The sequence below is a fragment of the Nonomuraea sp. KM88 genome, assembly GCF_052245635.1.
In the GTDB taxonomy this organism is placed as follows: Bacteria; Actinomycetota; Actinomycetes; order Streptosporangiales; family Streptosporangiaceae; genus Nonomuraea.
The window spans coordinates 37,549-50,605 of sequence record NZ_JBQQCC010000007.1 but is presented as its reverse complement, the minus strand read 5'-3'; the positions used below and the strand labels follow the sequence as shown (position 1 = coordinate 50,605).

The following is a 13,057-nucleotide window of genomic DNA, read 5'->3' as shown; positions in this document are numbered from 1 at the left end:
CGGCTGTCGCCGCGAGACCGACGGAGGAGCGCCCGTGACGACCTTCATGTTGTCCGACACCACGGCGGGCAAGATCTCGGCGCAGTTCATGCACCTGCGCCACCAGATGGGCGCGCCCGCCATCGGCATGGTGCTGACGCTCGTGGTCGTCTGCGAGGAGCGCCACCAGTACGACGCCCTGCGCGCCGCCACCGAGGCGGCCCGCGAACACCCCTCCCGCATCATCGTCGTGATCAAGCGTGAGGAGGACGAGCCGATCAGGCTCGACGCCGAGCTGCGCATCGGCGAGTCCACGCCCGGCGAGGTCGTGGTGCTGCGCCTGTACGGCGAGCTCACCGAGCACGCCGACTCCGTGGTCAGCCCGCTGCTGCTGCCCGACACCCCGGTCGTGGTGTGGTGGCCGGGCGCGGCGCCCGAGGTGCCGTCGAAGGACTCCATCGGGGCTCTGGCGCAGCGGCGCATCACCGACGCCAAGGGCCTGGACGAGGGCGGCATCCAGTCGCTGGTGACCAGGGCCAAGGGGTACGCCCGCGGCGACACCGACCTGTCGTGGGCCAGGGTGACGCCGTGGCGCAGCCTGCTGGCCGCCGCGTTCGACCAGCCGGTGGGCCGGGTGCACGAGGGGGTCGTGGAGAGCGCGAAGGGTCACCCGAGCGCGCCGCTGCTGGCCTCCTGGCTGTCGGAGCGCCTCGGCGCGCCGATCGAGGTGGCCGACTCGGGCGGCCCCGGCCTGACGTCCGTGCGGCTGCGTCTGGACGACGGCGAGCTGTCCATCTGCCGGAGCGACGCCCGCCTGGCCACGCTGTCGCGCCCGGGGCAGCCCGACAGGAACGTGGCGCTGGCCCGGCGCCACACCTCCGAGCTGCTGGCCGAGGAGCTGCGCAGGCTCGACAGCGACGAGGTCTACGAGGCCGCGGTCAAGCACTTCGCCCGCACGTACAAGGGATGACCCTGCCTCCCCGGGCGGCTCCGGCCGTCCGGGGTTTCCTGCTGATCCTGGTGAGAGAGTAGTGCTCGTGAGCGTGCCCAATGTTGTCGTACACCGCAACGCCGACGTCCTGGCCAAGGCCGTGGCGGCGCGGATCATCAGCCGGCTGGTCGACGTGCAGTCGGCCAAGGGGGCGGCGTCCATCGTGCTGACCGGTGGCACGGTCGGCATCGCCACGCTGGCCGCCATCGCCGCGACGCCCGCGCGCGACGCGGTCGACTGGCGGCGCCTGGACGTCTGGTGGGGCGACGAGCGGTTCGTGCCCGCGGGCGACAGGGAACGCAACGAGACTGGCGCCCGCGAGGCGCTGCTCGACCACGTCGACGTCGACCCGGAGCGGGTGCACGTCATGCGCGGCCCCGACGCGGGCATGACGGCCGAGGAGTCCGCCGAGTCCTACGCCGCCGAACTGCGCAAGGCCGCCAGGCCGGAGGATCACGGGCCGGTGCCGAGCTTCGACGTGATGCTGCTCGGCATGGGCCCCGACTCCCATGTGGCCTCCCTGTTCCCCGGCATGCCCGCGCTCTACGACACGCGCCCGGTGGTGGCCGTGCACGGCTCGCCGAAACCGCCGCCCACGCGCATCTCCCTGACGCTGCCCGCCATCCAGGCCGCGCGCGAGGTGTGGGTGGTGGCCGCCGGAGAGGAGAAGTCGGGGGCGGTACGCCTGGCCCTGTCCGACTCGGGGCACGTGCAGGTGCCGGCGGCGGGCGCCAGGGGCCGGGGGCGCACCCTGTTCCTCCTGGACCGGGCGGCGGCCGGCAAGATCCCGCCGGGGCTCGGCCGTATGGCCTCGCCGTAGCCCAGCAGTTCCGCCGGCGACCGCGCCGTGAGCCGCGGGCCCTGCCACCGGCCTCCTCCCGTGAGCCGGCGGCGCTCGCCGTGGGCCGGGCGGTCGCCGTCCGGTCAGCCGGCCGCGACGAGCGCGTCGATCTCCGCCACCAGGGCCTGCTTGCGCTCCTCGGCCAGGTAGGAGGCCCGGACGCCGTTGCGGGCGAGGTGGGCCAGTTCGGGAGCGCCGAGTCCGAAGACGTCGGCGGCGAGCCGGTACTCCTCGGCCAGGGTGGTGGCGAACATGGGCGGGTCGTCGCTGTTGAGCGTGACGTACAGGCCTTCCTCCAGCATCCGTGGCAGCGGGTGGTCCTCTATGCGGGCGACCTGGCCGGTGCGGAGGTTGGAGGTGGGGCAGACGTCCAAGGGGATCTGCGTGTCGCGCAGGTGGGCGACCAGGCGGTCGTCGGCCAGGCAGGTGATGCCGTGGCCGATGCGTTCGGCGCCGTAGCCCTCGATGACCTCCCAGATCGTCTCCGGCCCGCTCATCTCGCCGCCGTGCGGGACGCTGTGCAGTCCGGCCGCGCGCGCCGCCGAGAAGGCCGAACGGTAGGCGTCACGATATTTCGGGCGCTCCTGCTCGATCCCGCCGATGCCGAAACCTACCAGCGCGGCGGGAGGTTCTTGCAGGGCGTGCTCGACGGTGACCCTGGCGGCCTCCTCCCCGTACTCGCCGGGGATGTCGAAGATGTAGGCCACCTCCACGCCGTACTCGGCCGGCGACCGGCGGGCGGCCAGGTCCAGGGCCTCGGTCACCTCGCGCCTGGGCATGCCGACGACGTGGTGGGCGTAGGGCGTGACCTGCAGCTCGACGTAGCGGGCTCCCTGGGTTGCGAGGTCGCGGGCCAGGCCGAGCACGAGCGTGGCCACGTCCTCCGGCTCGCGTACGAGCGAGTTGACGGCGCCGTACACCTGGGCGAAGTGGGGGAAGTCGCGGAATGCGTAGAAGCGGCGCAGTTCCTCCTCCGTAGCGGGGACCTCGCCGCCGGGGTGGCGGCGCGAGAGCTCCAGCACGGTCGCGACGGAGGCCGAGCCGATCAGGTGCACGTGGAGTTCGACCTTGGGCAGGGCGTCGATGAAGGCGTCGATGGTCATGACGACGACAGTACGAGCGGCTTCACAGGGGAAAACAGACTTTGGCACGAAATTTCACATCAGAATGTTAGTTTTCCGCGTTAGGGTGAGATCCGTGAGCAACGCCGAAGCGTACGAGCGCGGCTTCGCCCGCCTCAGCGCGCACACCGTCGCGCCCCTGCTCGCTCAGGCCCGAGAGACCAGGGCGCCGCGGCTGCTGGACGTCGGCTGCGGCACCGGCGTGGTGACGGCGGCGGCGCTCGCGCTGGGCATCGAGGTCACCGCCGTCGACCCCGATCCCGGCATGCTGGAGCTGGTCGCCCGCCGCCACCCGCACGCGACGGTACGGGCGGCCGCGCTGCCCGACCTGCCGTTCGCGGACGAAGCATTCGACGCCATAGCGGGAAATTTCGTCATCAATCATGTGCCCGACACCGCGGCGGCGCTCGGCGAGCTGCACCGCGTGCTGCGTCCGGGCGGCACGATCGCCCTGTCCTGGTGGAAGTCCGACGAGATGACCGCCACGAGCGTCCTCGCCGACGCCATCGCCGCCGCCGGCGTCCCGTACGACCCTCCGCCACGCCCCTTCACGGCCCACGACACGCCGCCGCGCTTCACCGCGCTGCTGCGGGCGGCGGGCTTCAGGAAGACGGCCGTCGACACCCTGCGGTGGCGGCACCGCGCCGACCCCGGCTCCTGGTGGGACGACATCGTCCAGGCGGGCGGCCCGCGCTTCGCGGTGATCTCCCGGCAACCGCGGGAGACCGTCGAGCGCGTCAAGGCCCACTACGCCCGGCTCGCGGCCCCGTACGCGCTGGAGGGGTTTCCCGTCTGCGCCCACCTGGCCCGAGCCGCCCGCTGACGTCAGCCGGGGGCGAGCTCCTCGAAACGCACGCCCGTCAGCTCCGTGGAAGCCTCCCAGAGCCGCCGGGCGAGCTCCCGCGACCTGGCCGTCGCGGAGGGCGTGAGCCGCCTGAGCGTGGGGCCGATGTACTCGCCGCCGCGGACGTCCGGCGAGGCCGCGGCGTAGAGCGAGGACACGGCGCCGCGCTCGGGCCGCTTCATCAGCAGGTTCACGACAGGCTTGACCAGCCCGGTGCCGAAGATGCCCGTGGCGGTCATGCCCGGATGGGTGGCGACGCTGATCAGACCCGCGCCGGCCCGCTCGGCGCGGCGCTGGAGCTCGAGGGCGAAGAGCATGTTGGCCAGCTTGGAGCGGGCATAGGCCGCCATCCTGCCGTAATCGTGCCGCATGCCCAGGTCGTCCAGGTCGATCCTGCCCGCGACGTGCGCGTCGCTGGCAACGGTCACCACGCGGGCGGCGGGGGCGGCTAGCAGGAGCGGCAGCAACAACCCGGTGAGCGCGAAGTGGCCCAGGTGGTTGGTGCCGAGCTGCAGCTCGAACCCGTCCCTGGTCTCCCGCCTGGGGACCATGCCGACACCCGCGTTGTTCACCAGCAGGTCGAGCCGCTCGACCCCGGTGGCGAACTCCTTGACGAACTCCCGGACGGAGGCCAGGTCGGCCAGGTCGAGCCGCCCGTACCCGACGTGCGCGCCGGGGGCGGCCCGCCGGATCTCCGCGACGGCCGCGGCCCCCCTGTCCGGGTCGCGCGCCGCCACGACCACGTGGGCGCCGTGCCTGGCCAGTTCAAGGGCGGTGGGCTTGCCGATGCCGGTGTTGGCGCCGGTCACGATGGCCGTCGTGCCCGCGAGGGCGGGCATCGAGGCGGGAGTCCAGCTCATCGCCACTCCTGGGTGGTGCGCAGCGTTTTCTCCACGCTACAAGCCGCCCAGGAACGTCCGCCCCGCAGGCCGGCGCTCCACTCGGGGCCCTCCTCGCCGCTCAGCGCCTCAGCCGCCGGCCCGCGGAGCCTTCCGGCAGGTCAGCGCTCCAGCCGCTGGCGCGCGTGCCGTTCCTCGCGCTGGGCGACCTCGAGCCGCTGCCGGCTGTCGGCCAGCCTTCCGCGTGCCTTGGCCAGCTTGCGCTCCAGCGACGCGACCTTCTCCGCGCGCTCGTCGTGCTCCTTCGCGGCCGCATCGAGCGCCTCGCGCCACTCGCGGTGCGCGGCCTCGGCCTCCTGGCGTTCCCTGGCCTTCTTCGCCTCGGCCTCCTCGCGCTCCCTCGCCCGGGCGGCCTGCTCGTCGGGCGACGGCTTCCTGCGGCCCGCCGGCCGCTCGCGCGGGACCGGAGCGGGGGCGAAACCGCTGTAGCTGAGCGGCTTCGCCAGGGTACCGCGCCGCACCTGCGCGGCCGCGCCGGCGTCGACCATCGCGGCGTCCAGGGTCTGGTCCACCTCGGCGGACGCCGCCGCCGACAGGTCCCCGGCCTGCCTGACGAGCCTGCCCACCGTACGCGTCACCTCGCCGCGGCGGCGAGTGAGCTCGGCCAGCGCGGCGGCGTCCTGCTCCTCCCAGGCCGCCCGCAGCCGCTCCCCCACCTCCAGCAGTTCGCCCAGCTCGCCGGGGTGCTCGCGGGCGACCCTGTTCACCGCCGAGGCGGACACGGTCGGCTTGCGCAGCTTGGCGATCTCGCGCGACAGGCGCACGTCACCCGCGTCCTTGGCCGCGCGGGCCTCGTCCGCGCGGGCGGCGGTGAACTCGGACGGCGGCAGGGCGTAGAGCCGGCCGGCCACCTCGTCAAGATCCACACAGGACAAATACCCCACATCCGCGGGTTTCTAGCGCATAGTGGAAACAGCCCCGAGTCGAACGGAGACATCCGGTGTTCGAGCGCTTCACCGACCGTGCGCGCAGGGTCATCGTCCTCGCTCAGGAGGAGGCGCGGAGGCTGGACCACGACCGCATCGGCACCGAGCACATCCTGCTCGGGCTCATCCACGAGGGCGAAGGGCTGGCCGCCCTGGTGCTCGACGGCTGCGGCGTGGAGCTGGACCCCGTACGCGCCTTCGTCGAGCGCGTGCGGGGCCGCGGCGCGAAGTCGCCGGGCGGGCACATCCCGTTCACGCCGCGCGCCAAGAAGGTGCTGGAGTTGTCGCTGCGCGAGGCGCTGCAGCTGCGCCACAACTACATCGGCACCGAGCACATCCTGCTCGGGCTGATCAGGGAGGGCGAAGGGCTGGCCGCCCAGGCGCTCGTGGACGCCGGCGCGGACCTGGCCGACGTACGCCAGCGCCTGCTGGACCGGGTGGGCCGCGGCTCCAGGGAACGCCCCGGCGAGATGTTCCACTCCGGCGGCGCCGCCCTCAACGAACGGCTCGCGCAGATCCAGGAGAGCCTGGAGCGCATCGAACGCCACCTGGGCATCCAGGGCGTCCAGCCGCCGGCCCCGAGGCCGCAGGACGAAGAGGGCCTAGGCTGAGGCCATCGCGCCCACGGGCAGCCGGGCGGCCACGACGCCCGGGTCCTCGGTGTAGCCGAGCGTGGCGCCCAGAGAGATCAGGAGCCTGCGCATCCTGGCGTTGTCGGCCAGCATGGTGGCCCTGACCTCGGCGTATCCGAGGTCGCGGGCCGCGTGCACCAGCATCCTGGCCATCACCGCGCCCAGACCGCGCCCCTGCCAGCGGTCTTCGACCAGGACGGCCATCTCGGCGCTCCCGGGATCGGCGGTGAACATGAGGTTCGCCAGCCCCACGACCTGCCCGTCGTGCCCGGCGACCAGCGAATGCCCCCGATTCCTGTCGCACATCCGGTCGAACACGCGCTCGGGCAGCACCGGCAGTGCGGTGAAGTAGCGGAACCTGCGCGACTCCGGCGAGCACCGGTCATGCAGGTCGCGTACGGCCTCGCGGTAGATCGAGGTGAGCGGGCGGACCGTGACCTCCACCCCGTCGGCGACTTTGATCCCGCGCTCGGCGCCCTCCCGCTCGGCCGCCGGCTGGGCGAGCCGGGCGAACGCGGCCGCCCTCGCCGCCTCGGTCGAGGTGAAGGGCAACTCGCCGCGGCGCAACCTGACCGCGCGCCGGGCGGCCACGGGCACGACGAGCAGGGTGGGGTCGGGAAGATCAGGCACGGGTTCACCATAGATCCACCGGGCGTCGTCCGCGCGCAGCAGGTCGGCCAGCAGCTCGGGCAGCCGCCACGGCATCGAGCGTAGCCGGGAGGCCAGCAGCAGGGCCCTGGTGGGCTCGTCGGTGAGCTCGTGGGCCGTGGCGGGGACCACCTGGACCCGGCGGCCACCGGCCGCCTCCAGAGCCTGGCGCACGGTCTCGGGGTGGGCGGGGATGTCGGCGACGAACTCGTCGACGGTGCCGTCGGTGTCGGGCTGGACGCTCAGCCCGAGGATGTTGCCGCCCCTGTCAGCCAGGGCCGCCGCCAGTGACGCCAGCCGTCCGGGTCGCTCGTCCACCGTGGTCCGGATGCGCAAGAATCCCATGCGACGAGCATGCCTGGTGGCTGTTACACCACCGCTAACGAAGTGTTTCATCGGGATATGTGTCGGTTTATCACGTTATCTAGCGGCACCTGCGCTCATCGGGGTACGCCGCCCGGCGGCACGACGGGCGGCGGACGACCTGCCGAGAGAGGAAGACCCCATGAACGTCCTCTTCCGAGGGGGCCGCGTCTTCACGCCCCACGGCGTTGTGGCGGAGGCGGTGCTCGTACGCGACGGCGTGATCGCCGCGGTGGGCCCCGAGCGCGACCTGGCACGTCTGCCCCACGAGACCGTGGACCTGGACGGCGGGCTGCTGACGCCGGGGTTCATCGACGCGCACATGCATCCGGTGCAGGCGGGCCTCGAACGCGCGAAGTGCGATCTGTCCGAGGTATTCGGACTTGATGCGTATGTCGAAATGATCGCCGCTTATGCTGCGACAAATCCGGATAAAGCGTGGATTGATGGCGGCGGCTGGGATATGTCGGCATTTCCGAACGGGCTCCCCCACCGCGACCAGCTCGACTTCCTCGACCGGCCCGCGTACCTCATCCAGCGCGACCACCACGCCGCCTGGGTCAACGGCCGGGCACTCGAACTGGCCGGCATCACCGCCGCCACCCCCGACCCGCCCGACGGCCGGATCGAGCGCGACGCCGGGGGCGTGCCCACCGGGGTCCTGCACGAGGGCGCGATGGAGCTCGTCGGCCTGCTCACCCCGCGCCCGTCCGCCCAGGATCTGCTCGACGCGCTGGCACGGGCACAGGAACACCTGTTCTCGCTGGGCATCACCGGCTGGCAGGACGCCATCGTGGGCTCCTACGCGGGCTCCGACGACCAGCTGCCCACCTATGTGGCGGCGGCCGGCTCCGGCCTGTTGCGGGCCCGCGTGGTGGGTGCCCTGTGGTGGGACAGGACGCGCGGCCTGGACCAGATCCCCGGCCTGATCGAGCGGCGGGCCGCAGCCGGCGGACTCGACCGGTTCCGCGCCACCTCAGTCAAGATCATGCAGGACGGGATCACAGAGAACTTCACCGCGGCCACGCTGGAGCCGTACTGCCTGTGCGGCGGCACGGGCCTGTCCTACGTGGACCCGGTCGAGCTCAAGCGCTACGTGGCCGAGCTGGACAGGCACGGCTTCCAGGTGCACGTCCACGCCATCGGGGAGCGGGCGGTACGCGAGGCCCTCGACGGCTTCGAGGGCACCGACCCCGCCAACCGCCACCACATCGCCCACCTGCAGATCATCGAGCCCTCCGACGTGCCGCGCTTCGCCGCCCTGGGCGTCACGGCCAACCTGCAGCCGCTCTGGGCCACCCACCACGCGCAGATGGACGAGCTGACACTGCCGTTCCTGGGCGAACCGCGCGCGTCGTGGCAGTATCCCTTCGCCGACCTGGTCGCGCACGGCGCCCGGTGCTGCGCGGGCAGCGACTGGCCGGTGTCGGACGCCGACCCGCTCCAGGGCATGCACGTCGCGGTGAACCGTACGGAGCCGGGCGGCTCGGTGCACGCCGGCTACCCCACCGCGCAGACCCCGTTCCTGCCCGGCCAGCGCCTCGACCTGGCGACGGCCATGACCGCCTACACGGCGGGCTCGGCCTGGATCAACCGCTCCCCGGCGGGCGTCGTCGAACCGGGGCGCCCCGCCGACCTGGTGGTCCTGGACCGGGACCCGTTCGAACTGCCGCCCGGCGACCTCTGGACGACGCGGGTGCGCATGACGTTCGTGGACGGCGAGCCGGTCCACGAACGGGGCTGACGAGCCCGGGGCCGTGAACGGCGGAAGGGCCCCCGCACGACGCCCGGGGCCCTTCCGCTGACACGCCTACCAGGGGGACTTGTTGCTGCGCAGGCGCTCCAGTGCTTCCTCGAGGATCGCCTTGCCGTCCTTGTCGCTCCTGCGCTCCTTCACGTAGGCCAGGTGCGTCTTGTACGGCTCGTTCTTGGGCGGGGCAGGCGGCGCCTCCTCGTCCTGTCCGGCTGGGAGGCCGCACCGCGGGCAGTCCCACAGCTCGGGGACCGCCGCGTCACTGGCGAAACTGGGGCGCGTCTCGTGCATGTTGGCGCACCAGAACGAGACCCGCACTCTCGGAGCTGCCTCGCCGCGCTCGGCCTCCCCCATAGGGCCGGCGCCGACTCGGCTGCCACGGATCGCGTTGCCACTACCCACGGATGAACTCCTCGCTCGATCGCCCCGCGCGCAGACACGGGGGGGAGAATCACTGTCACGCGTTGACTTGCTTGCTCAGGGCCGCACAAGCAGGCCGAGAGCGATGATGCAGACCAACCAGATGATGCCGGTGATGACGGTCAGCCGGTCGAGGTTGCGCTCCACCACCGAGGAACCACCGAAGTTCGACGAGAACCCGCCGCCGAACATGTCGGACAAGCCGCCGCCCTTACCCTTGTGCATCAGGACGAGCAGGATCATGAGAAGGCTCGCCAGGATGAGGGCGATAGAGATTCCGAGTTCCACGGTATGCCTGTTCCTTCAATGCTCTGTTACGCGTGACGATTCAGACTTGCCTCTTGAGGGTACGGCCTGATGTCAAGTCGCACCCCCAGAACGGCTCAGTTAGCCGGGCATATCGGAGAAACGGCAGAGCTTCGTGTACTCCCCGGCGTCGATGCTCGCGCCACCAACGAGCGCGCCATCGACATCGGGCTGAGCCATGATCCCTGCGATATTGCCTGACTTGACCGAGCCACCGTAAAGGATACGGACCGCGGAGGCCACTTCGGAGTCGTAGAGCTCAGCGAGTCTCACTCGCAAAGCTCCGCAGACCTCCTGAGCGTCCTCCGGGGTGGCCACCTCGCCGGTGCCGATCGCCCACACCGGTTCGTAGGCCACCACTATCGATTTTGCCTGCTCGGCCGTGATTTTGCGCAGCGCACCGTCGAGTTGGCCAAGACTGTGCGCGATGTGGCCGCCCTCTTGACGCACCTCCAGCCCTTCGCCCACGCACAGGATGGGCGTGAGCGAGTGCCGGTAGGCGGCCTGCACCTTGGCGTTGACGAGGTCGTCGTCCTCGTCGTGGTACTGCCGCCGCTCGGAGTGTCCGATCGTGACGTACGTGCAGCCCAGCTTGGCCAGCATGGCGCCCGACACCTCGCCGGTGTAGGCACCGCCGTCATGCTCGGAGAGATCTTGGGCGCCGTAGACGATGCGCAGTTTGTCGCCGTCGACCAGGGTCTGGACGCTGCGCAGGTCGGTGAACGGCGGCAGGACGGCGACCTCGACCTTGTCGAAGTCCTTGTCGCTGAGCCCGAAGGCCAGCTTCTGGACCAGCGCGATGGCCTCGAGGTGGTTGAGGTTCATCTTCCAGTTGCCGGCGATGAGCGGCTTGCGAGTGGTCACGTCACGCCTCCAGAGCCGCGAGTCCGGGAAGGGTCTTGCCCTCAAGATATTCGAGACTGGCACCGCCACCTGTGGAGATGTGCGAGAACCCGTCCTCCGGCAGCCCCAGCCTGCGCACGGCCGCCGCCGAGTCACCGCCGCCCACCACGGTGAAGGCGCCCTCGCCGGTCCTGGCGATCAGGGCCTCGGCCACGGCCCTCGTGCCACCCGCGAACGCGTCGAACTCGAACACACCCATCGGGCCGTTCCAGAACACGGTCTTGGCGTCGGCCAGCTTGCTCGCGAACAGTTCGCGCGTTCTGGGCCCGATGTCGAGACCCTCCCGATCGGCCGGAATCGCTGTGGCGTCGACCACTTCGTGCTCTGCGTCGGCGGCGAAGGTGACGGCGGCCAGGACGTCGACCGGCAGGACGAGCTCGACGCCCCGCTCGGCGGCCTCGTCGAGGAAGCCGCGGACCTGGTCGAGCTGGTCTTCCTGGAGCAGCGACCTGCCCACCTCGTGGCCCTGCGCCTTGAGGAAGGTGTAGGCCATGCCGCCGCCGACGAGCAGCCGGTCGACTTTGGTCAGCAGGTTGGCGATGACATCCAGCTTGTCGGAGACCTTGGCGCCGCCCAGCACGACCGCGTAGGGCCGCTCGGGCTCCTGCGTCAGCTTCTTGAGCACCTCGACCTCGGCCACGACCAGCCCGCCCGCCGCGTGCGGCAGCAGCTGGGGGACGTCGTAGACGCTGGCGTGCCTGCGGTGCACCGCGCCGAAGCCGTCCCCGACGTAGAGCTCGGCCAGCCCGGCCAGCCGCTCAGCGAAGGCGCGCCGTGTGGCGTCGTCCTTCGACTCCTCGCCGGGCTCGAAGCGCAGGTTCTCCAGCAGGACGACCTGACCGTCCTGGAGCGACTCGACACAACCGCGGGCGCTGTCGCCGACCACGTCGGAGGCGAAGGCCACGTCCTGGCCGAGCAGCTCGCCGAGCCGCCCGGCCACCGGCCGCAGCGAGTATTTCGGCGTGACCTGGCCCTTGGGCCGGCCCAGGTGGGCGCAGACCACGACCTTGGCGCCCGCGCCGGCCAGCGCGCTGATCGTCGGCACGGACGCCCGGATGCGGCCGTCGTCGGTGATCTTCTCCCCGTCGAGGGGGACGTTGAGGTCGGCGCGCACGAGCACGCGCCGGCCCTTCACGTCGAGATCGTCGAGCGTGCGCATGCTCATGGCCTCACTCCGTGAGGCGGGCCCGGTCGCCATATGCCGCCGCCTTCCCCAATCTGGCCCCCACTCTGGTCGCTTCACTCCCGCCGCTCCTCCAGGCGACGGCACTCCCTCGCAGGATCACAGGCCGCGGCCGACCAGCTCGATCAGGTCGGCGAGGCGGTTGGAGTAGCCCCACTCGTTGTCGTACCAGCCGACGACCTTGACCTGGTTGCCGATGACCTTGGTGAGGCCGGCGTCGAAGATGCAGGAGGCCGGGTCGGTGACGATGTCGGAGGAGACGATCGCGTCCTCGGTGTAGCTGATGATGCCCTTGAGCGGGCCCTCGGCGGCGGCCTTGACGGCGGCGTTGACCTCGTCGACGCTGACCTCGCGGCTGACGTCGACGGTGAGGTCGGTGGCCGAGCCGGTGGGGATCGGCACGCGCATGGCGAAACCGTCGAGCTTGCCCTTGAGCTCGGGCAGGACCAGGCCGATGGCCTTGGCGGCGCCGGTCGAGGTCGGCACCACGTTGAGCGCGGCGGCGCGGGCGCGGCGCAGGTCCTTGTGCGGGCCGTCCTGCAGGTTCTGGTCCTGCGTGTAGGCGTGGATGGTGGTCATCAGACCCTTCTCGATGGTGAAGGTGTCGTGCAGGACCTTGGCCATCGGCGCCAGGCAGTTGGTGGTGCAGGAGGCGTTGGAGACGATGGTGTGCTTGGCCGGGTCGTAGGCGCCGTCGTTGACGCCCAGGACGATCGTGACGTCCTCGTTCTTCGCGGGCGCGGAGATGATGACCTTCTTCGCGCCGTTGTCGGCGTGCACCTTGGCCTTGGTGGCGTCGGTGAACAGGCCCGTGGACTCGAGCACGACGTCGACGCCGAGGTCACCCCAGGGCAGCTTGGCCGGGTCACGCTCCTCGAAGACCTTGATCGCCTTGCCGTCGACGGTGATCTCGTCGCTGGTGGCCTTCACCTCGTAGGGCAGCCGGCCGAGGATGCTGTCGTACTTCAGCAGGTGAGCGAGCGTCGCGTTGTCGGTCAGGTCATTGACCGCGACGATCTCGATGTCCTTGCCGCTGGCGGCGACAGCGCGCCAGAAGTTGCGACCGATGCGGCCGAAGCCGTTGACGCCTACTCGGATGCTCACGGGAACCGATCTCCTCGAACAAATGATGGCGGGCTGGTACCTCAACCACGAACCTTATCGGACTCAAATTGGTTTAGACCACTTCAGGTGCCCCGCTGTGAATCGTCGTTCTGTGGGCGCGTTTTGCGAGGTTCGAGTAAAGTG

At 71.2% G+C, this 13,057-nt stretch carries 13 protein-coding genes and 1 pseudogene; 5 read left to right on the top strand and 9 right to left on the bottom strand.

The features are described from left to right. Positions 1 to 34 precede the first annotated feature (34 nt). Together ACTWPV_RS21810 and pgl are read left to right on the top strand one after the other, a co-directional pair. The gene (locus ACTWPV_RS21810; RefSeq protein ID WP_347644736.1) at positions 35 to 949 is read left to right on the top strand and encodes a glucose-6-phosphate dehydrogenase assembly protein OpcA; all 915 of its coding nucleotides are present in this window, start codon (positions 35 to 37) and stop codon (positions 947 to 949) included. 67 nt (positions 950 to 1,016) lie between these two features. Beyond that, positions 1,017 to 1,790, top strand: a complete 774-nt coding sequence (gene pgl, locus ACTWPV_RS21805) for a 6-phosphogluconolactonase (RefSeq protein ID WP_347644737.1) — start codon at positions 1,017 to 1,019, stop codon at positions 1,788 to 1,790. Positions 1,791 to 1,894: 104 nt separating this feature from the next. Here pgl and add read toward each other — a convergent pair whose 3' ends face one another. After that, positions 1,895 to 2,914 carry an adenosine deaminase gene (gene add / locus ACTWPV_RS21800; protein ID WP_347644738.1) on the bottom strand — a complete coding sequence of 340 codons (1,020 nt, stop codon included), beginning with the start codon at positions 2,912 to 2,914 and terminating at the stop codon, positions 1,895 to 1,897. Positions 2,915 to 3,008: 94 nt separating this feature from the next. On the opposite strand from add, the gene ACTWPV_RS21795 reads away from it, so the two are divergent. Further along, positions 3,009 to 3,755, top strand: coding sequence for a class I SAM-dependent methyltransferase (locus ACTWPV_RS21795; RefSeq protein WP_443153179.1), 747 nt, complete (start codon positions 3,009 to 3,011; stop codon positions 3,753 to 3,755). Positions 3,756 to 3,757: 2 nt separating this feature from the next. Here ACTWPV_RS21795 and ACTWPV_RS21790 read toward each other — a convergent pair whose 3' ends face one another. Next, positions 3,758 to 4,636 carry an oxidoreductase gene (locus ACTWPV_RS21790; protein WP_347644741.1) on the bottom strand — a complete coding sequence of 293 codons (879 nt, stop codon included), beginning with the start codon at positions 4,634 to 4,636 and terminating at the stop codon, positions 3,758 to 3,760. A 140-nt stretch (positions 4,637 to 4,776) separates the two neighbouring features. Further along, entirely contained in the window at positions 4,777 to 5,541 is a 765-nt protein-coding gene (locus ACTWPV_RS21785) for a hypothetical protein (protein ID WP_347644742.1), read from the bottom strand. Positions 5,542 to 5,615: 74 nt separating this feature from the next. Here ACTWPV_RS21785 and ACTWPV_RS21780 point away from each other — a divergent pair. Then, positions 5,616 to 6,032, top strand: a pseudogene (locus ACTWPV_RS21780) (Clp protease N-terminal domain-containing protein); the annotation flags it as partial. A 171-nt stretch (positions 6,033 to 6,203) separates the two neighbouring features. Here the strand turns inward: ACTWPV_RS21780 and ACTWPV_RS21775 are convergent. Further along, positions 6,204 to 7,226, bottom strand: coding sequence for a GNAT family N-acetyltransferase (locus ACTWPV_RS21775; RefSeq protein WP_443153178.1), 1,023 nt, complete (start codon positions 7,224 to 7,226; stop codon positions 6,204 to 6,206). Positions 7,227 to 7,386: 160 nt separating this feature from the next. On the opposite strand from ACTWPV_RS21775, the gene ACTWPV_RS21770 reads away from it, so the two are divergent. Further along, positions 7,387 to 8,988: an amidohydrolase gene (locus ACTWPV_RS21770; RefSeq protein ID WP_443153177.1), complete on the top strand. Its 1,602-nt coding sequence runs from the start codon at positions 7,387 to 7,389 to the stop codon at positions 8,986 to 8,988. A 66-nt stretch (positions 8,989 to 9,054) separates the two neighbouring features. Here ACTWPV_RS21770 and ACTWPV_RS21765 read toward each other — a convergent pair whose 3' ends face one another. The 5 genes from ACTWPV_RS21765 to gap form a co-directional block, all read right to left on the bottom strand. Next, on the bottom strand, positions 9,055 to 9,399 hold the full coding sequence (locus ACTWPV_RS21765; protein WP_132632554.1) for an RNA polymerase-binding protein RbpA: 345 nt from the start codon (positions 9,397 to 9,399) through the stop codon (positions 9,055 to 9,057). Positions 9,400 to 9,474: 75 nt separating this feature from the next. Then, the gene (gene secG, locus ACTWPV_RS21760) at positions 9,475 to 9,705 is read right to left on the bottom strand and encodes a preprotein translocase subunit SecG (RefSeq protein WP_347622275.1); all 231 of its coding nucleotides are present in this window, start codon (positions 9,703 to 9,705) and stop codon (positions 9,475 to 9,477) included. A gap of 99 nt (positions 9,706 to 9,804) precedes the next feature. Next, positions 9,805 to 10,587 carry a triose-phosphate isomerase gene (tpiA, locus tag ACTWPV_RS21755; protein WP_443153176.1) on the bottom strand — a complete coding sequence of 261 codons (783 nt, stop codon included), beginning with the start codon at positions 10,585 to 10,587 and terminating at the stop codon, positions 9,805 to 9,807. A gap of 1 nt (position 10,588) precedes the next feature. Continuing rightward, entirely contained in the window at positions 10,589 to 11,785 is a 1,197-nt protein-coding gene (locus tag ACTWPV_RS21750; protein ID WP_443153438.1) for a phosphoglycerate kinase, read from the bottom strand. Between the two features lie 123 nt (positions 11,786 to 11,908). Further along, positions 11,909 to 12,913 carry a type I glyceraldehyde-3-phosphate dehydrogenase gene (gene gap, locus ACTWPV_RS21745; protein WP_443153175.1) on the bottom strand — a complete coding sequence of 335 codons (1,005 nt, stop codon included), beginning with the start codon at positions 12,911 to 12,913 and terminating at the stop codon, positions 11,909 to 11,911. Positions 12,914 to 13,057: the final 144 nt, after the last annotated feature.